At 53.2% G+C, this 19,013-nt stretch carries 17 protein-coding genes; 11 read left to right on the top strand and 6 right to left on the bottom strand.

Features of this window, described 5'->3' with window-relative positions; all coding sequences use genetic code 11:
* Positions 1 to 121 precede the first annotated feature (121 nt).
* The 5 genes from BIS10_RS10750 (at position 122) to BIS10_RS10730 (ending at position 6,961) form a co-directional block, all read left to right on the top strand.
* On the top strand, positions 122 to 2,236 hold the full coding sequence (locus BIS10_RS10750; RefSeq protein WP_253505200.1) for a hypothetical protein: 2,115 nt from the start codon (positions 122 to 124) through the stop codon (positions 2,234 to 2,236).
* On the top strand, positions 2,233 to 3,372 hold the full coding sequence (locus BIS10_RS10745) for a type II secretion system protein (protein WP_253505197.1): 1,140 nt from the start codon (positions 2,233 to 2,235) through the stop codon (positions 3,370 to 3,372). The genes BIS10_RS10750 and BIS10_RS10745 overlap by 4 nt, the downstream gene beginning before the upstream one ends.
* Before the next feature lie 101 nt (positions 3,373 to 3,473).
* Positions 3,474 to 4,541 carry a hypothetical protein gene (locus tag BIS10_RS10740; RefSeq protein ID WP_139794506.1) on the top strand — a complete coding sequence of 356 codons (1,068 nt, stop codon included), beginning with the start codon at positions 3,474 to 3,476 and terminating at the stop codon, positions 4,539 to 4,541.
* An 18-nt stretch (positions 4,542 to 4,559) separates the two neighbouring features.
* Positions 4,560 to 5,255, top strand: coding sequence for a type II secretion system protein (locus BIS10_RS10735; protein WP_083025590.1), 696 nt, complete (start codon positions 4,560 to 4,562; stop codon positions 5,253 to 5,255).
* Positions 5,255 to 6,961 (top strand): GspE/PulE family protein, encoded by a 1,707-nt coding sequence (locus BIS10_RS10730; RefSeq protein WP_253505194.1) that lies wholly within the window; start codon positions 5,255 to 5,257, stop codon positions 6,959 to 6,961. Before BIS10_RS10735 ends, BIS10_RS10730 begins: the two co-directional genes overlap by 1 nt.
* Here BIS10_RS10730 and BIS10_RS10725 read toward each other — a convergent pair.
* The 5 genes from BIS10_RS10725 to BIS10_RS10705 form a co-directional block, all read right to left on the bottom strand.
* Positions 6,956 to 7,669: a response regulator transcription factor gene (locus BIS10_RS10725; RefSeq protein WP_083025594.1), complete on the bottom strand. Its 714-nt coding sequence runs from the start codon at positions 7,667 to 7,669 to the stop codon at positions 6,956 to 6,958. The two genes, BIS10_RS10730 and BIS10_RS10725, sit on opposite strands and share 6 nt — an antisense overlap.
* Positions 7,669 to 9,645: a sensor histidine kinase gene (locus BIS10_RS10720; protein ID WP_253505192.1), complete on the bottom strand. Its 1,977-nt coding sequence runs from the start codon at positions 9,643 to 9,645 to the stop codon at positions 7,669 to 7,671. The genes BIS10_RS10725 and BIS10_RS10720 overlap by 1 nt, the downstream gene beginning before the upstream one ends.
* 137 nt (positions 9,646 to 9,782) lie before the next feature.
* Positions 9,783 to 10,613 carry a glycosyltransferase family 32 protein gene (locus BIS10_RS10715; RefSeq protein ID WP_253505189.1) on the bottom strand — a complete coding sequence of 277 codons (831 nt, stop codon included), beginning with the start codon at positions 10,611 to 10,613 and terminating at the stop codon, positions 9,783 to 9,785.
* A gap of 49 nt (positions 10,614 to 10,662) precedes the next feature.
* On the bottom strand, positions 10,663 to 11,226 hold the full coding sequence (locus BIS10_RS10710; protein ID WP_253505186.1) for a FlgO family outer membrane protein: 564 nt from the start codon (positions 11,224 to 11,226) through the stop codon (positions 10,663 to 10,665).
* A gap of 5 nt (positions 11,227 to 11,231) precedes the next feature.
* Positions 11,232 to 11,909, bottom strand: coding sequence for a hypothetical protein (locus tag BIS10_RS10705; RefSeq protein ID WP_253505203.1), 678 nt, complete (start codon positions 11,907 to 11,909; stop codon positions 11,232 to 11,234).
* Positions 11,910 to 12,073: 164 nt separating this feature from the next.
* Here BIS10_RS10705 and BIS10_RS10700 point away from each other — a divergent pair, with 164 nt between their 5' ends.
* The 3 genes from BIS10_RS10700 to BIS10_RS10690 all read left to right on the top strand — a co-directional run bounded on the left by BIS10_RS10700 (position 12,074) and on the right by BIS10_RS10690 (position 15,704).
* Positions 12,074 to 13,111, top strand: coding sequence for an OmpA family protein (locus BIS10_RS10700; RefSeq protein WP_253505183.1), 1,038 nt, complete (start codon positions 12,074 to 12,076; stop codon positions 13,109 to 13,111).
* 405 nt (positions 13,112 to 13,516) lie between these two features.
* Positions 13,517 to 14,464 (top strand): mannosyl-3-phosphoglycerate phosphatase, encoded by a 948-nt coding sequence (locus BIS10_RS10695; protein ID WP_083025605.1) that lies wholly within the window; start codon positions 13,517 to 13,519, stop codon positions 14,462 to 14,464.
* A 19-nt stretch (positions 14,465 to 14,483) separates the two neighbouring features.
* Positions 14,484 to 15,704: a glycosyl transferase gene (locus BIS10_RS10690; RefSeq protein WP_253505180.1), complete on the top strand. Its 1,221-nt coding sequence runs from the start codon at positions 14,484 to 14,486 to the stop codon at positions 15,702 to 15,704.
* Positions 15,705 to 15,756: 52 nt separating this feature from the next.
* Here the strand turns inward: BIS10_RS10690 and BIS10_RS10685 are convergent, their stop codons facing one another.
* Positions 15,757 to 17,358 (bottom strand): methyl-accepting chemotaxis protein, encoded by a 1,602-nt coding sequence (locus BIS10_RS10685; RefSeq protein WP_253505177.1) that lies wholly within the window; start codon positions 17,356 to 17,358, stop codon positions 15,757 to 15,759.
* 204 nt (positions 17,359 to 17,562) lie between these two features.
* Here BIS10_RS10685 and BIS10_RS10680 point away from each other — a divergent pair, with 204 nt between their 5' ends.
* The 3 genes from BIS10_RS10680 to BIS10_RS10670 form a co-directional block, all read left to right on the top strand.
* Positions 17,563 to 18,429, top strand: a complete 867-nt coding sequence (locus tag BIS10_RS10680) for an MBL fold metallo-hydrolase (protein WP_083025608.1) — start codon at positions 17,563 to 17,565, stop codon at positions 18,427 to 18,429.
* A gap of 47 nt (positions 18,430 to 18,476) precedes the next feature.
* Complete coding sequence (locus tag BIS10_RS10675) at positions 18,477 to 18,668, top strand: DUF2892 domain-containing protein (protein WP_083025610.1); 192 nt, start codon at positions 18,477 to 18,479, stop codon at positions 18,666 to 18,668.
* Between the two features lie 33 nt (positions 18,669 to 18,701).
* On the top strand, positions 18,702 to 19,013 hold a 312-nt coding region (locus BIS10_RS10670), incomplete at its 3' end, for a YeeE/YedE family protein (RefSeq protein WP_253505175.1).

The following is a 19,013-nucleotide window of genomic DNA, read 5'->3' as shown; positions in this document are numbered from 1 at the left end:
CATCAAACCCGCCGTACTGCTTTTGGCTGGCGCGCTGTTCATCTTCGTCGTGGTGGTGTTTTTGCTGCCGGTATACGACCTCATTGCGCAAAGCACACAGCTTCGCTGAATAGGATTCGTGATGCCCCAATTTTCAATGGCTCAAACACGTCATTGCCGCGGCTTTTCGCTGCTGGAGTTACTTGCCTTACTGGCGCTGCTCACAGGGCTGGTGTCGGCACTGCTTTACAAAACCCTTGATGTCAGTGTTCAAGTAACACAGCAAAATACAGAGACAGCGCTGGCAGCAGCCGATGAACAGTTACGCCAGTTCGCCGCTTGGAATGGGCGGTTGCCCTGCCCTGATACTACTGGGAATGGGATTGAAAATTGTAGTGGGGGGGCGCAAAAAGGGAACTTACCCTACCGCACCCTAGGGCTGGCTGCAGTGGGTTATACGGTGGGGGAGCAGGGGAGCCGTGCGATGATTTACGGGGTCTACCGTAATGAGGTCGCAGACGCCGATTTGGCAGCAACTGCCGAGCGCTTCAAACCCACCAATGCCGATGCAACGGCGTATGATCTGGGCAATGAGAATACGCTCGATTTCTGTTCAGCGTTGGAAGACGCCTCAGAGTTGGCGCAGAACGATAACTATCTGCACATCAGTGACACCAACGACACAGCGGTAGCTATGGCCTACATGCTGGCCAGCCCGGGAGCCTCTAATGCTGATAGCGATATTAATGACGATCGCTACGACGGGCTGAACAGCACGAGCAGCACCGGCTTCAATGCCTCGCAAACGCCGGTTTCCGCAAACTACGACGATATTACCCAAGGGCGCGGCCTCGCCGAGCTTTACGAACTGTTGCACTGTGAAATAAGCCAGCGCTCGTTAAACCTGTCGGCCAACGCGATTGCGCTGGAAGAGGAGAACATCGCTTTTGCTGAGTCTAACCAGGAGAGTGCAGACCAGGGGGTATTAATGAATGCCGTGGGTAGTGCGTTGACCGCGTGGTCTATGGGGCAGGCGGTGGCTGGGTTGAGTGGTGCTATTGAGGTTCAGACGATTTCGACCGGTTTGTTAGCAACGGCCACGGCCACCTGCGCGGTACCGCCCTTTGCTGGCTGTGCGCTGGTGCCTGTTTATACGGCGGCCGTCTCTGCCGCTGGCAGTGGTGTTACCTTGTCAGGTATTGCGGTTGGTCTTTCTGGCACTGCCTTGGGTTTACAAATTACCTCTACAGCGCTGTATGACACCATCGCTGATAAGGCGGGAGTACCAGACACTTTTGAAGGTGAGCTGGGGATTACTCAGGACAACGTCAATGATGCACAGGATAAATATGCCCAGGCTAATGTGGCTGCTCAGGAGGCTGAAAGCACCTATCAAAATGAATTAGCACAGTACGAATCAGGGCCAAAGGCAGCTGCTGTTGCCAGCAATAATACGCTAGAAGACGAGATTCGTAAGTTGTCAGGTGATAGCCAAGACAACGCATTTGATGACCTTTACGGGTTCCCGCGTCCAGAAGATCTAGACCCGGAAGATCCACCAGACGAGGCCGATGTCATTATCGGGGTTGAGCCCGTTATTGATGCTTGGCTCAGCACGGCGGCATCGGCAGAGCAAATGGGCAATGTCGATTTAGTGGATGAGGATGGCAACCCATTTACCGATGAAAATGGTAATCCCATTGACCTTGATGCCGACGCAGAGGCTGCAAGAGTGTTTGCCAGCAATCGTATTGCCGAGGTTCGCCAGGGTTTCGAAGCCACTTCCACTTGCATCGATGAACAAGTTTGCCCCTTGGTGACAGCCTTTGATGCGCATGTCGAGGCCTACACGGCGGAGCGAGAAGCCTGGTATGCAGTAGAGGCTCTACGTGCAAAGGCCGACGCGGCGCGTACTGAGGCCGACGGTGCTTATGACGCCTACGGTGCGCTCGACTGTGCCTTTAATTCCAATAGTGATTATGACACTAAGACCAATAGCTGTACTGCTGGTGCGCCCGGCAGCAGTGCAGGGAGCGCTGATCAAGATTTCTGTGATGCTTCAAGCGACGCTTACGATGAGGACTCCTGTGCGGCGTGGCAAGATGCTCAAAATTCCAACCCTGTATGTGAAGAAGGCGGTGAGTACTATGACGCTGACGTATGTGCCGCTGTGGGAGAAAGGGCCGAGAAGATAACGATGTTCAGCGGTATGGATAACTTGGTGCAGCAACTGGATAGCAAAGGAACCGTACGATGAGTACGCAGCGCCAGACTGGGTTCAGCCTATTGGAAATGACTCTTTCCTTTGCTGTGTTGGGGTTCTTGTTCGCCATGGCTCCTATGGCTTTAAACGTGTTGGGTAGTGCTCAAAGCGCTGCCCCTGCTCTTGACCGTGTCAAGTTGGCCGTGAATGCGACCGTGGGCTTTGTCGTACAGCATGATCGTTTGCCTTGCCCGGATTCCGACGGTAATGGCTTCGAGGATTGTGATGTCCGCAGCGGGCGTTTTCCCTATCGTACCGTTGGCCTTGGCCAGCCATTGATCAATGAAAGTGGCTTTCCGTTTCACTATGCGGCTTATCAGCACACTAACGCCAACTTGGTAGCGCTGCAGGTCAGCTATGAACCCTTATTGTTGAACGGCGCTAATTCACAGCAGAAAAACGCGTTAGATTTTTGCCAAGGGCTCAGGCTTGGTGTATCCGGTGGTTTACAGGCTACCGAACCCCATGTGCAGTCGCATACGGGTGAGCGTGGCATCAATCCAGCTTTTCTGCTTGTTGATCCTGGCCCGCTTGATGCCGACCGGGACGGGCGACCATTTGATGGCCTAAACGCGACCGGGCTGGAGTATGAGTCGGCGGGGCGCGGCCAAAGCGATGAATACGACGACCGTGTAATTGCCATGAGTTTTGCCGAACTGGCCACCCGGCTCGACTGCCCAGCCATCCTTGCACGTGTAAGCGCGGCGACCCGTGAGGCTAACGCGGCCTACGATGCTTGGCGTGCTTATGAGTTCTACTTGACGTTTCGCATATTTGGTGAAGAAGTCCGCGAAACCAATCTGGAAATCGCCGAACTTAAGCGTTTGATTGCGGAATTCAACTCAGCGGGAAGCATCGCAATGGGCCTTAACGACATTGCCACAGGGTTGGCCAGTGCCACCGGGGCAAGTGGGGTGGCGGTTGCAGCCATTAATGCGGCAGCGGCGACATTTATGATAGTAGAAGAGCTAAGTAGCACGGCAGAAGAGGTTGATGAGAAAACAGAGGAATTGGCCACAGCCGTGGAACAACGAGAAGCGGCAGAGGTGGCTCGCGATGATGCCAAGGCGTACCGAGACCAGACAGCTCAACTGGCACTAGACCGAGATACGAAGGGGTGGTTCCAATGAATGTAGGGCGCAGGCAGCAGGGTATGACTCTGATTGAGCTTTCCCTGATGCTGATAGTTTTGGGGCTCATAACTGCTGTCATGGTGTCGTTGGTGCCCTCAATGACACGTCTAGCCAGTGTGGAATCAGCCATTAATGACGTCAGCGATACACAGAATGCTATCGCTGGCTTTGCTCTTACTACCGGCCGACTGCCCTGTGCCGATGCTAATCAGGATGGTTTAGAAGATTGTCCGGCGGTAGCTGGCGGCTTCCCTTATTTGACCGTAGGGATCGGCGCCCCTCTGCGCAACGCTTACGGCTACGACTACCGCTATGTTGTTTATGCTCGCCGCGATAATACGCCAATGAATGATGCTGAGCTGACGAAAGCGAGCGATCGATGGCAGCCTACGCTGGTTTCAGGATTGCCCCCGGTTGCGGAACTGACTGCTATGGAAAGCATAACACCAACGGACCTCTGTCGCGCGCTTGGTGTGGCGCAGGCGAGTACTGTCAATGACCAATCTTTATCGCTGGAATATCTAGCTGCAAGTGAAGTGGTGGCCTATGTGCTGGTGAACCCTGGGCAGGCGGATCGTAACGGTAATGGCTCACTGTTTGACGGAGTGAACACTGACGGACTTAGCGTTGAGCACCCGCTTCGCCGTAGCAGCCGTGATTATGACGATAGTGTTAGCGTGGTGCGCTTTAACCAGCTGTGGGAGCAATTAGGGTGTTCGGCACAACTGGCTACGGCAGGGCACGCGCACCCTAACGTTCAGTCCATGTTGGCGATGTTCCGACAGACCATTCGTGATTATCGCGCTCAGCTAGCGTTGGTCGAAGAGATGGCATTTGCCGATAACTTTCAAACAGGCGCTTCTATTGCTTCGGCATCAGCCTCGGTGGCCGCCGCCGCTGCCATCGCACCTACCGCGACAGCATCAGCCATTAATACTGCAGGTGCTACTGCGGCCGCAGTGGGGGCATCCGTTGGTGCGATTAGCGGCAACACTGCCTTGGTAGGTACGGCGACAGCTGCACAGCTCGTGGCTATCGATAATTTAAATAAAGTGCGCGACCAGTTGGATGAGCTGGACTTACTTATTAAGGACTTGGACGAGTTACATGACAGCGTTGATGACAATGTTGTTGCCGCCGATAACGATGCGCTTTCTGCCCGATAATGGTTGCTAGAGACTTTTATGACGAAAATCACCTTGACTCGCCAACGCGGTTTTACATTGTTGGAAATGTCCATGGCCTTGATTGTGGTGGCGCTGATCATCAGTGCCGTGACCTTGGGCAGTAACTTGCAGCGCAATACCGTCTACCAGCATATGGCGACCAGCTTTGTGCGGGGTTGGCAGTTGGCATTTCTTAGCCATGTAGACCGTGTGGGCGTTGCGCCTGGCGATAATCAAACAACACCGACCGGTAAGGTGAATGGTGCAGATGATAGCGAGTTGTGCAATCTGGATTTGCGCAATGCCATGTACGCGGCAGGTGTGACGATGCCTCAGGGGCGTTCGGAAGGCTACGAGACCCACTACGGCTATTTGGATAGTAATGGCAACCCGCAAGATGTCAGCGCTTGTTTTCTCAATACCGAGTGGAGCGTGCCGGGCAGTAGTGCGGGGAGCTATGTAGTACAACGCAAGAATGTGTTGGTATTAGAGGGTTTGACGCCAGACTTAGCGCGTATGCTGGATAGCCTAGTGGACGGCAATGCCGATGCACGGTTTGGTAGCTTTCGTGAGGAGAGTCAGGCGGCGCTTACAACCACTAGCAGTGAGGAGTGGAGCCTGGAAAGCGGAGTGGCTTATGGTAGTGCCACTGCCACTAATCTCGACGAATCCCAGATAGCTACATTAACGGCTTACTATTTGATGGATCGATGATGGATATAGTCGCTTCTATCTCCCAGCGAACGGATGCCCCAGAGCTAGGCGATACCCTTTTACGCCTGGGCATTCTTGAGCCTATTCAGCTGGCTTATGCGCGGCAAAAACAGGCTGTGACCGGTGAATCACTCAATCAGATACTGGTTCGCCTGGGCTTGGTGGCCGACAGCGATTTGGCGCGTGTGCTCGCTGAGTATCACGGCTTGCCTTATATCAGCCAGGAGGAGTGGCCTACCCCAGACCCGGAAGTGCTCCAGTTATTTACCCGAGAGGCGTGCTTAGCTCACGGCGTGTTGCCGCTGCGTATTGCGGCAGGGCAGCTAGAAGCCGTATTGGGTAATGCTGACCCTGAGCGCGCTGCGAGCTTAATTCAGCGCCGTACTGGCTTAACGCCCAACCTGAGGCAGGGAGACTTTGTCGCCGTGGCGCGGCGTATTGAGTCAGCCTATTCACTGCGGCAGCGTTCAGCGCTCTCTGCTTTCGAGCGTGAATATTGCCAGCTGCGCCAGGATACGCAGGGCTCATTTCCCATTGATGAGTTGATCAATCAACTACTGGTGTTGGCGGTAAGCGAGCGGGCAACGGATATTCATTTGCAGCCAGAGCCGCAGTCATTGCATATGGCGTTTCGTATTGATGGCGTACTGGTCCCTATCATGGCGCTTGACCGGGAGCTGATGCGGCTGGTGTCGGCAATTAAGGTTATCTCGGCAATGGATATCTCGGACAACCTAAGGCCCCAGGATGGTCGCTTCTCGGTCACCCTGGATAATCAGGCCTATGATGTTCGTGTTTCCACTAGCATCACGCCTCAGGGGGAGAGCGTTGTTTTGCGCCTGTTACCCAAGGGGGTGTCGGTAGCCGGGCTAGAAGAGTTGGGATTTGCACCGGAGCATCTTGAGTGTCTCCAAGGCTTGTTTCAGCAGCCGCACGGTATCTTCCTGATGACCGGGCCTACTGGCTCGGGGAAAACGACCACTCTACATGCCGGGCTACGGCCGCTGGGGATGACGGGCAAAAGTATCCTGACCGTGGAAGACCCGATTGAGTATGAGCTGCCGGTGGCCTCGCAGACCCAGGTAAACCGCAAGGCGAATTATACCTTTGATACTGCGATTCGCCATTTTCTGCGCCATGACCCGGATATTATGTTGGTAGGTGAAATTCGTGACGGGGAAACGGCAGAAGCTGCGATCCGTGCGGCGGAAACCGGGCATTTGGTGCTCTCTACGCTGCATGTGAATAGTGTTTCTGGCGTAGTTGGCCGTTTGATGGCGCTTGGGATTACCCCGCAGGCCTTGGCTGAAACGCTTATTGGCTGTATCAATCAGCGCTTGGCGCGCTGCCTATGTTCGCACTGTAAGGAGCCGGTGGCGACGCCGGAGCATATCCCGTCAGGGTTTGAGTCTCTGTTGTTGGAGGTTCAGCACTTTCGAGCGGTGGGTTGCGAGCATTGCCGACAGACTGGTTACCATGGGCGGGTGCCTGTCTATGAAATGCTGATTGTTGATGCGCCATTGGCGCGATGGGTGGAGGAAAGAGGAATGCGTGCTGAGCTGGCAGGGCTGCTCACATCCAGTAACCATGTCTCTATCTGGGAGACAGGCGCACGCCTTGTGCGCGAGGGGCTGACAACGGTTGATGAGCTGATGCGCGTTTTGGGTAGCCGGGATGTGCTCGTTCCAGCGATGCGCTCGTTATGATTCCACGACAAAGGCGATGCCTTTGCCAAATACGGAGCGCAGGGGCAACGTCATGCCCTGTTTTCGGGCTTTTTGCCGTAGGCGGCTGAGGATAACGTCAATACGATGGACATCAGGCTCCTCGGCATAGTCAAACAGCAGGTCGTGGAGTACCCAGCGGTCAAATATTTGGTTGGAAGACTCCACCAGTACTTTGAGTAAGTCGAATTCCTTTGGCGTTAGCTTTATAGCAGTCTCGTCGGGAGCCACCAATTGAGAGGATGCCGGTTCAAGATACCAAGCGCCCGTTTGATTAAGTTGGCAGGTGGGCGTAGGGCTAACGTTTTGGGTGGTTTGCAGCCGTTGGCCAAGCTGTATCAGCGCATCGCTTAGTTGCACAAAGTTAATAGGCTTTACTAAGAAAAGGTCCGCCCCCAGGTCAAGGCCACGTAACCGCTCGTGCTTTTCACCGCGAGCGGTGATGATAACCAGCCCGTAGTTGGACAGTTGACGCAGGTGCTCGACGACGCTGAAACCATCCTCTTCTGGCAGCCCCAGGTCTATCAGCACAATATCGACAGGGTGAAAATGCAGCTTTTTCCAAAAGGCTTCAGCGCTGGGGACGCCCCACACAGGAAACCCTTTGTGCTGCAGGTAGAACTCTACTTCTTCTCGTAGGTCTTCGTTATCCTCAATAATGGCGATGCTTGGAGTGCTGGGGTTTTTCATTAAGCTTCCTGACTATTCTTTGGTTGTACAGGCAGTGTAAAGATAAACCGACAGCCAGACGAGGTATTCTCCGCTAGCGTTAATTCCCCTCCATGGGCTCGTACAATTTGACGGCTTACGTGGAGCCCTAGACCGACGCCACGTGATGAATCACTCGGGACTGCTCGGCGGTAACGCTCAAAGATCATGCCCGCTCGGTCAGGAGGAATTCCTGTGCCTTGGTCGCGTATACTGATCGCCCAATGATCCTGTTGACGGGATAAATCAATATGGATAGTGCCGCCGGGTGAGTACTTGACGGCATTATCAATGACGTTAGAGAGTGCAATACGCATTAAGGCCGAGTCAATCGCAAGCGTGCTTGCCGTTTCTGCCTCAGGGTGTGTGTATGCGTTGATCGCCTGCTTTTCCTGCGTCAGTTTCCAGCTATGATGGTCCGATAGAGGAATCAAAGAAGCCGCCGAGGTAATCAGTGCTAGCAACGAGTGTGGGTGGCGCTCAATACTCAGCTGGCTTGCTGACAGTCGAGCATCAGCGAGGCAGTTGTCGGTTAGCTGGACAAGCCGCTCTGTGGCCCGTTCGATTTTTTCATAACGCCGGGTTACCTGATGGTTGTTGCCAGAGCTGACTTGGCGAAGGTTGGCCAAACTGGCGGTAATAATGGCTAACGGCGTGCGGAATTCATGGGCGACTATCCCCATAAACTGACGTTGATGCGCCCTGGCTTCTCTCTCAAAGTGTAACTCTTCAGCCATTTTTTTCTTATTAAGCGCTTCGATACGCTGTCTATACACTTGGAAAACGACTGTTCCAACCACTAAAAGCATATTGATAATAAGGCCGTATTGCCATATTACATAGATGGATGAGTGGTAAGGCAGCCAGTGAAGCATCGACATAAGCCCGGAGAGGCTAACCAGCATAAGTAATAGCGGGCTAATTCCTAGAATTAAATTTGCAAGTTGAAATTTTTCTTTCCACCAGATGTAGAGACAAGCAATCAGGAAGATAATGCCAGTGAAAAGGTAGATGATAGCCTGTAAATAAATGGCTTCTTGATAAAGGTTTAACGGTACGCAAATTATCAGCAAGAGGGTGAACAATGCCGTGCCGGCCATTAGCTTGTGAGCCCAAGGGATTTTCTCCTTAAACTGCATAACCTCAGTGCTCATCCATAATAGGGCGGCATAAGAGGTTAAAGTAAATATACTGGTCAAATAATGCTGTAATGTCAGGCCGATACTAGGTACTACCCAGGCCACATAACCTTGAACACAAGCAACTAGCCCATAGCCACTGGATACCGCAGTAATAGACCAAAGCCTTTTGCTGCGTAGCAGGGCCGCTAATGTTAAGGCTAACAGGCTGGCAATAGCGGCAATACCCAAGTAAAAAGCCCAAAAGCTAGTGGTACGTGCTGCATGTTGCAAGAAGAGATGTGGCTCCCAGAGTTCTAAGTCTAGTAACAGAGCGCTGGTAGTAGCAGCTCGCAACATCACCTCATAGCCCTTAACGCTATCTGGCGGCGGGGGAAGCCTAAACACCGGAAAGCGATAGTCAATATCGCCTCTTTTACCTTCCCAAGTGTCTCCGGTGCGTTTTTCTACCCAGGGCTCTTGGCTGCCTTCTGGTCGATAAAAGAAACGGATGTCATCAATAAAATTTGGGGCTAGTACAAGCCAACGCTCATTACCCGCAAAAAAATGAGCAGGTAGTTTAAAGTGTAGCCAGTGTGGTATGTGGGTATAGCCACGTGAGAAGATCGCGGTATGTGTTTCTTCTCTGTGGCTTAGCTGTGCATACGCTTGACCCAGCGTTTGTTGCAAGGAATTATCTGGCATCACGGCATAGGGTATATCTTTTCCTAATGCCAGAGGAGAGGCGAAGGCATTAATGGGAAGTAATAAAGTAAGCGCTAGAAGTAGCCACCGTATTGCCTGACGTGGAGGCAATAATTTTGTGAACAGGTTGGTCAAAGGGAAGATCCACATTCTGTCTGCTACTTTTAGTGCTGTAGAGAATGAGTGCTGATTTTTAGCAGCTACTAGTAAGCAATTATTTGCAATGTGGGGCATATTATTAAAAGGGAAAATGATAGCCCCATGTTTTGGAGTTAGCTTGTTTTGTCAGGTGTATCGTCCGCAGAAGCAGGCGCTACAACCGCAACGGTTTTTTGCTCCCGCGTCCATTTGCCCGCTTTTTTATCAATGTACTGAAAGTGCTCGTTAGTAAAGCTGCCCTGGTTACAGGCGTGGCGGTAAGACACGGTAGGCACGTTGGCGTGGGTTAGCCACTGGATAAATACCCCAGGCCCGGTAATGTCGAACACATTAGTCAACTCATTCTGCTTAATATTGACGCTAATTTGCTCAATGAGCAGCGCCAGATTAGGGTTGTTGGGTTTACTGACAATAAAGTAGTTACTTAGCTCGCCCTTACGGGTAGTAACATAAAGCTCGTCAATATCGTTAGGTATCACGCTGCCAAGTGGCCAAATGGCGTGGGCATCGATATCCAGGTAGACCCCGCCATGCTTTTGCAGTACCAGCAAGCGCCAAAAATCCGCCTGGGCGGCACCAATTTGCAGCCGGGAGTACTGCTGATTGATATCTTTGTTGTAGTGTTCGGCAATAAATGCTTTTCGGGCTTCGGTAATCATAAACCGATACTCAAAGCGCGGGGCCATCAGGCGGTTGAACAGGTAGTTGAGATAAACCGGCAGGGTGACTTTATTGGTAAAGTTGGTTTGCCAAATAATACGTGGAACTACCGAATCATTTTTAGGCGCTAACCAGGGCGCGGCGCGCTCTGGCAGCGTGAAGCGCTTGTTGGGAACAATAGCGTGAAAGACATAGCTCAGTAACTTGGTAATGTTAGCAAATAGCTTAATAAAACGGCTAACAACCACTATCAGCGTTTTGTTGGTGGCAGGCCTTGTAGGCATGAGAATCCTTTTAAATCAGTTCCGTGCGTAACGGTTAAGCGAAGGGGCGTTACCAGCCTCCTTGGCCTTCCAGTAGGCTACGTATGTTATTGTCGAGCGGTAGCTGGAAATCTGCGCTACCCAATACCATGGCATCGCCAGCGCGAACTACCCGTGCGCTCACATAGAGGTAATCCTGCCCTTGGGCATAAGTTCCCATCAAAATCGAGCGGGCGTTGTGCTGGGCGCTAAGACGTTGAACCTGGCGGGAGAGAATAAGTTCACCCACGCTCTCTTCAATAAACATGCTGTCACGCATTTTGACTTCGCGAACCTGCATGCCTTGCTGTGCCAAAGCGGACGCCATGATCTCCGAGCTAATACGGCCAAAAGTAGAGGATTGGCTTAGGTTATCGATGCTGACAAAGGTAGCGGCAATCATGGGGCTGTAGCGGGTCAGGTCTGGGTTGTTCGCCACCATCTGCTGCGCTGCCTGATGGGCAAGCTGAGAAAGATCAGGTTTAGGCTCTTCCGGTTGGGCATTATTGCCTAGCGTCGAGCAGCCTGTTAGCACCAGCATAGCGAACAGCAGCATCATTACGCGAATAGGAGCGCACAGAGATCGTAAAGACATAAACATTACCAAGTGTCGGTGATAGAAACTGTGGGTGTGGTGGGTGCTTGGGGAACCCGGTGCGGCGCGTAGTGACGGCGGTCACCTGCATTAATGTAATAGATATTGGAGGAGGAGTAGAGGATTCGTTCGCCGTCTAAAATTTGGGTGGTAATAATCACTTCTTCATTGCCGGTATGCGTCCAGCTGCCGCTGGTAATATCGGCAGCAATCGCGCCAGGGATAAGGCCCAGGGCTGGCTCGCTCCACTGATTATAAGGAATGGTGGCCACAGCAATGCCAGCGGTTAAGGCGGTGAATGCACCCACGGGCGGGCGTATAAAGCCACGATCTCTATGCGTCACAACTTCAACACCGACATGAATGTTGGCGGTATTCGCTGTGGGAACGGTCATCAATGTCGCGCCGCGTGATACTAGCTCGCTGGTGAGCAAAGTACGAAAGCCCCGACCAAACTCGCCGCCACTATAGGCAGAGGCGCTGCTTTCTTCTGCGGGGGTGATGTAAAAATCACGAAAACGCACGCGTTCGCGCTGTAGAATTTGGGTAGCTTCATGGCGTGCGAGTACATCCCAGTGATGGGCCGTCTGCATGCGCTGCTGTTCCGTGTAAGGGTAAGTGGTGGCGATAGGTGCCTGTGATGTGTTGGCATAAAAACAACCACTCAGCATCAGGCTGGCCATTCCCAGGCCAACGGGGCGTAAAAAGTGGACAATGGGGAATGACGTGGGAAGAATGCGCACCTGATAGTTCCTTATCGCTACTAAACAGCTATTTGATAGACTAGTTTGCCATGCTTAGCTTAGATCGGCCACGAGGTTAGAAACTTGAATGAGTGATAACACCCATGCTTGAAGACCACCGCAGCGGCCCACGCCATGATTCGCTGTTGTCTGCGTACCCCGAAGACGAGAGCAATAGCGGCTGGATGATTAGCTACATCGACATTATGACGCTGTTGGTGGCACTGTTTGTGATTATTATCGCCGCAGCTGGGGTGACAAGCCCGGAGTGGTCATCTGCGGATAACCAGGTTGAGCCTGATAACCTCATTGCGCCACCGCTGGAAGTGCCGCTGCCCGACGTGTTGGATGAATTTCGTTCACAACGTAGCCCGATGTTGGCATCCGCCCCTGGAACGCTAAATCCGATGGCGATTAGTGCCGCGCTGGGTGTGGCAGGTTTACCCACCCGTTCTGTCTCCACCTTTAGCGTGCCGCCGCTATTAGCACTCCCCGAGCCAGCAGAGCTAACGTCGGCCGATGAGCTACCGTTCGTTAAGACGCTGTCTGAACGCCTGACACCTATACTTCCTACTCCTTTGGTGCGCGTAGAAGAAGAGGTGGCCGCTTCGCCCATGGCAGATTATATGGTGCTGCTGACGGATCGCCCCCCGGTTAATGTTCAGGAAATCAGCGATGAGGCCATCAGCAGCGCCCTAGCGCTGGACACAAGCCTGCCTGAGCGCGTTGAAACGTCAGCGTATCTGCCAAATTTAGAGGGCGTAGAGGTCTCCCGTGTGGCGGAGGGTATTAGCTTGCGGGTGCAAGATAGGCTGCTGTTCCCTTCTGCTACGGCGGAGCTTACCGAAGGCGGCTCATCGTTGGTGGGTAGCCTGCTGGAAACCATTCAGCGCTACGATGGTGAAGTATGGGTAGAGGGGCACTCCGATAGCCAAACCATTAACACGCCGGAGTTTTCATCTAACTGGGCGCTTTCAAGCGCCCGTGCTATCGCCATTGTAGAAGCCTTGGAGGAGGCGGGTGTGGCCTCTGAGCGTTTACGGGCAGTGGGCCTAGCGGCGACCCAGCCGTTAGAAGATAACAGCACGGCAGAAGGGCGTGCCCGTAACCGCCGGGTGGAAGTGGTCATCCATGTGGAGTAGGGCGCACTAGCCAAAGGGTAAGCACAATAAAAAAAGCCCGCCGGGGGTGGCGGGCATTAAAGGGCTTGGCTCACTGCAGCCCACTGACATCAGGTGAGGGGGTGTACATGGATGTCAGTGAGTACAATATGAGTATAGCTATTTATGAGATTTTGCCAAGCGCTTGTGCAATTTTTTGTAGGCTTTTAGGCCGACATCTTAAATGAAAAAATTAGTTCACCTTTTTTGCACCTATTTGGTGCTTTTCTGATGCGCTTTTTTGGTGCTCAAGCCTTCAGCGCCCTTTCTTTGATTTTAAGTATTTGATTTATATTAGATGAACTTCATTGGCATACATTCTGCTTTATTGCTTATCTGAAAGAGACGACTGCGTAACGGCTTTTAAGATTGCAATAAGGTGGTGCCATGACCGAACAGACTCGCACTGCACATACTCAGGCTGAGTTGCCTGATATAGCGCTGTCGCCCGATAGTGCTGCCCCAGCGCTTCAACCGCGCTTGGTGGTCACTGACCTAGACGGTTCCTTGCTAGACCACCACAGCTATGACTTCTCACCGGCAGCGCCTTGGCTGGCGCGTCTAAAACAGCAGGGCGTGCCCGTTATACCGGTCACTAGTAAAACCCGTGCCGAACTTATTTCCCTGCGTGAAGCGCTAGGCCTGACAGCTACCCCATTTGTGGCGGAAAACGGCGCTGTGATTGGCCTGCCACCGGGCTGGTGTCACGCACGGCTAGACCGCCCAGGTAGTGGCCTGGATGGCGTGGTGGTTAAACACACTGGAGTAGATGTGGGCTTTATCCGGGCACGGCTTAACGTCTGGCGCAAACGCCTGGGCGTTCGTTATACCCGTATGAGTGAGCTGGATATTACCCAAGTCATGGCGCTTACCGGTTTAGATGAACCCCGTGCCAAGGCTGCCCGAAAGCGTGAAGGCAGCGAGCCGCTTATCTGGGAAGACGACGAGGCCGCGCTGGCAAACTTTCGCTTAGCGCTTGAGGGCGATGGGTTGACGCTGACGCAAGGCGGGCGCTTTTGGCACGTAATGGGTAAGGCCTCGGATAAAGGCAGTGCCGTTGACTGGCTTGTTAAACGATTTACCGCTTTACGGGGTCGTGCGCCGCTCTCATTAGGGCTAGGCGATGGCCCCAATGATATTTCCATGCTCGATGCCGTCGATCAGGCCGTCGTGATTAAAGGCTGCCACGACTTAACCGTCACACCCACGAACACAGCGCTTTATCGCACTAAGGAAACTGGACCAACAGGCTGGGCCGAGGGGGTGGCCCACTGGTGGGGGCGAGACGACCGCCGACTAGCGGCGGTACTCAGCCAACAACCAGAAACGGCCTAACCCAAAAGGGGATCAGCGAATGAGTGACTTTCATCAAAATGGCGTTATCACCGATTTTCATAACCTAACTCGCCGCCCGGTAGAGGCACTGGAGCAGGAGCTGAGTCAGTTTGCTAAGCGTCGCCCGATGGGGTTGATACTGCCGTCGCTGTTTTCCGAGCTGGAAGGTCCGGCGCTTTCTGCCATCGTGGATGAGTTAGTGAAGGTGCCTTACCTCAACGAGATTGTAATTGGCCTGGACCGCGCCGACCGTGAGCAATTCTTGTACGCCCGGGAGTTTTTCTCTCGCTTGCCCCAGCATACGCGCATTCTATGGAACGACGGGCCACGCCTACGCGAGTTAGACGCCGAGCTGGAAAGCCACGGTCTGGGAGCGTTAGAGCCAGGCAAAGGGCGCAATGTGTGGTACTGCGCAGGTTACGTGCTGGCGTCTGGCCGCTCGTCGGTGGTGGGATTACACGACTGCGATATCCTGACCTACGACCGCAGCCTGTTGGCTCGGCTCATGTACCCCGTGGCGCATCCACGTTTTAACTACAGCTTCTGTAAGGGCTACTACCCGCGCATCGCGGAAGGAAAACTGAACGGCCGCGTTTCTCGGTTGATGGTGACGCCGCTGCTGCGGGCACTAAAAACGGTATGCGGGCCGCTACCCTATTTGGACTACTTAGATAGCTTCCGCTACCCGCTCTCTGGGGAGTTCGCAATGCGCAGCGATGTGCTGGAAGGCATCCGTATTCCTGCCGACTGGGGGCTGGAAATTGGCGTACTCTCTGAGCTGCAGCGCAACTACTCCCACCGCCAGCTATGTCAGGTCGATATTGCCGATGCTTACGACCACAAGCATCAGCCCGTTAGCGAAGATGACGCCAATGCAGGCCTTAACCGCATGAGCCTGGACATCGCTAAAGCGCTGTATCGCAAGCTGGCCACCCAAGGCGTAAGCTTTAGCAGTGAAGACTTCCGCACGCTAAAAGCCACATACTATCGTTTAGCACTCGATTTGATCGAAGCCTACGACCACGACGCCACCATGAACGGCCTGAGTTTAGACCGTCACTGTGAAGAGCAGGCGGTGGAGTTATTTGCCAGCAACCTGCTGGAAGCGGGCAACCTGTTTTTGGATAACCCCCGCGAACGGCCATTTATTCCTAGCTGGAACCGCGTTCAGGCAGCTGTACCCGACATACTGGCGCGGATGCATGAGGCGGTAGAGTTGGATAACCAGGGCAAGGTGTAGCTGGGAAGTAAGGTGAGCAAGCCCCCGCCTAGTTGGGCAGGGGCAATGCCTATTAAAAGTCGCTGAAGGAGGAGGAGTGAGCCGCTGGCGCGGCAATAGCAGGCTGGTGCGCTTCTTTATTTAACTTAAAGTTAGTCACCAAGTGGCGAAGCTGGGTGCTTAGCTGTGCTAGCTGCTGGGTAGCATGGTTACTCTGCTGTACCAGCCCCGCGTTTTGCTGAGTCATTTGATCCATCTGCGTCACGGCCTGATTGACCTGCTCGATACCGCTGCTCTGCTCAATGGTAGCGGCGGAGATTTCTTGGACCAGAGCACTCAACTGTTGAATATCTTCAACGACGCCTGTAATCACCTTGCCGGTATTGCTCACTTGGCGGCTGCCTTCTACAACTTGGGCATCCGCATTTTCAATCAGCCCCTTGATCTCTTGCGCGGCAGAAGCAGAACGGCTTGCCAGCTGGCGCACTTCGTTGGCGACGACGGCAAATCCACGGCCTTGCTCCCCGGCACGGGCAGCTTCCACCGAGGCATTTAGCGCCAGAATATTGGTCTGGAAAGCGATGGCATCAATGGTGTTCACGATGCTGCTCATTTGGGTAGCGCTTTCGTTGATGGTAGCCATCGTATTAATCACCGATGCCATGGCATCGCTACCACGTTGGGCGCTCTCAGCAGTTTTGGTGGCTAGTGTGCGGGCGTGATCGGCATGCTCGGCATTCTGTTTTACTGTCGCCGTCAGTTGCTCCATGCTGGAAGCTGTTTCGGCAAGCGATGCTGCCTGCTCTTCAGTGCGGGTAGAGAGCTCTTCGTTCACGCCCACAATTTGCTCTACCCCGTTATTCACTTGGTCGGCACCGTGGTGTATGTCGCTAATGGTGTCGGCTAGGGTCTCGCGCATGCGGTTAATATCATAAAGCAAACTTTGCTGATCGTTAGTCGAAAGGGACGCGACTTGGGTCAAATCCCCATCGGCGATATGGCGCACCACGGAGGCCGCATAGCGTGGGTCGCCACCTAATCGACGAGCAACATCACGAATAACCCAGCCCATCAACAGAGTCACCGGTATACCAATCACTAACAAAACAATCGCTGAGCGGATTAGCTCGGAGATAAAGGCAGCGTTGATGTCATCCACGTAAACCCCCGCCGCCAACGACCATCCCCATTCCGGTAGATGCGCGACATAGCTAACCTTCGGCACTTGGCCGTCACCGGTAATACGGCGTGAGAAGTAGTCCACATGACCGCCCCCAGCCTGAGCAACGTTAAGAAACGCAGCGTATAAACGTGTACCGCTAGCGTCTTGATAGCTGCTCATATCTTCGCCTCGGGGGCGATTGGGGTGAGACACAATGTCGAGATTATTATCAAAAGCAAAGACATATTCGCCTTCGCCAAAGCGTACGCTGGCAATATTATCAATGGCCCGCTGCTGCGCTTCCGCTTCCGTCAGTTCACCAAGCTCAGCACGTTTTTGTAAGGCCTCAAGCTGCCCGTGAACGCTTTTTACAATGTGCTCAATACTGGCGCGACGCTCGTTTTCAATCGTTTGGCGGTTTTCCCACGCCAACCAGCCTACTAATAGCAGCATCGCTATCCAAATGATGCCAAGTGTGCCCCAAAGTTTCTGCGTCGTTGTCAAACGTTTCATGATGTCCCTGTTAAAAAAATTCCAATTAGTAATTAAACCCTGATCTTTATCGGCCAGAGTTTTTTATACCTTAGTCTAATTAATAAAAAATGTCTGATCTATGACACCATTTAAATTCCAAAATGATATAAACATATAATTTTTGTTGCGCTACACTCACTGTATAGATCCACTGATAGCAGTCCATCCTCAGGAGGCTCCAGAATGCAGCGCCCTATCGTTACCCACTTCTTTGATGAGCCAACCAATACGTTCAGCTATGTGGTGCAAGACCCTGATAGCAGCGCGTGCGCCATTATCGACTCTGTTCTGGACTTTGATTACGCGGCAGGGCGCACTGATGTTCGTTCAGCTAATCAAATTATAGCGTTTGTCCGTGAAAAGCGGCTGGAAGTGGCTTGGATATTGGAAACCCATGTCCACGCCGACCATCTCTCCGCAGCGCCGTATCTGCATGATCAGTTAGGAGGCAAAACGGGCATCGGTGCTCATATCGTCGAGGTGCAGGAGATTTTTGGTAAAGCGTTTAATGCAGGCACCGAGTTTGCTCGGGATGGCAGCCAGTTTGATGCGCTATTTAAAGAGAACGATACCTTTGCAATTGGTGCACTAAAGGGGCGTGTACTGCATACGCCTGGACATACACCTGCCTGTTTGACCTATGTGATCGGTGATGCCGCCTTTGTGGGCGATACCCTGTTTATGCCGGATTACGGCACCGCGCGCTGCGATTTTCCCGGTGGCGATGCTCGCACGCTCTATCAATCTATTCAGAAAGTGCTGTCTTTGCCCGAGCAAACGCGGCTATTTCTATGCCACGACTATAAAGCGCCAGGGCGCGAGTTATTTCAGCACGAAACTTCCGTTGCTGAGCAGCGCAAAACGAACGTGCACGTCCATGACGGCATTAGTGAGGAAGAGTTCGTCAAAATGCGTACCGAACGGGATGCCACGCTGGGAATGCCACGTCTGATTATTCCTTCGGTACAGGTCAATATGCGGGCCGGCGAGCTGCCGCCCGCCGAAGATAACGGCCAGGTATACCTAAAAGTACCAATTAACTGGTTTTAAGCGGCGGTGGGTTTACTTAACGACACATGAATGGGCAGGAAACAGCGATGAAAACTAACGTAGGCGGCATTGACAAAATAGCGCGTATTGGCGTGGGTTTGTTGTTAATCGTGCTGGCGTTGATAGGCACGATTGGCCCGTGGGGATGGATAGGGATCGTGCCATTGGCAACGGGGCTATTCAATTTCTGCCCGGTGTATTCGCTCATGGGTATATCCACCTGTAAAACCAAGCGTTAGGCAACGAGCGTTGGGTAACATAAGGAGCTAGATGTGGATTGGATAGCGAGCCTGCACGGGCTAGTGGGCGGTGTGCTGATTGGACTCTCAGCAGTGTGGCTGATGGGCGCACTAGGCCGCATTGCCGGTATCAGCGGCATTATTGGTGGCTTAATTACTCAGCGCCCCAAAGGCGATAGCGCTTGGCGGGTGGCGTTTTTAGCGGGGCTAATTAGCGGACCGCTGCTGGTGATGGCAGTGAGCGGCGGGCTGGGTAACGTGGCGGGCGTGCCCGGTGCAGTGATTGGTGAGCCAGCGGGTGGCGTGCCGCTTATGCTGTTGGCAGGCCTGCTGGTGGGGGTAGGC

It is taken from the genome of Halomonas sp. 707B3, assembly GCF_024158645.1.
GTDB lineage: Bacteria > Pseudomonadota > Gammaproteobacteria > Pseudomonadales > Halomonadaceae > Vreelandella > Vreelandella lionensis.
Note: the sequence above shows the minus strand (reverse complement) of the source record. Positions and strands in the feature narration are given on the sequence as shown.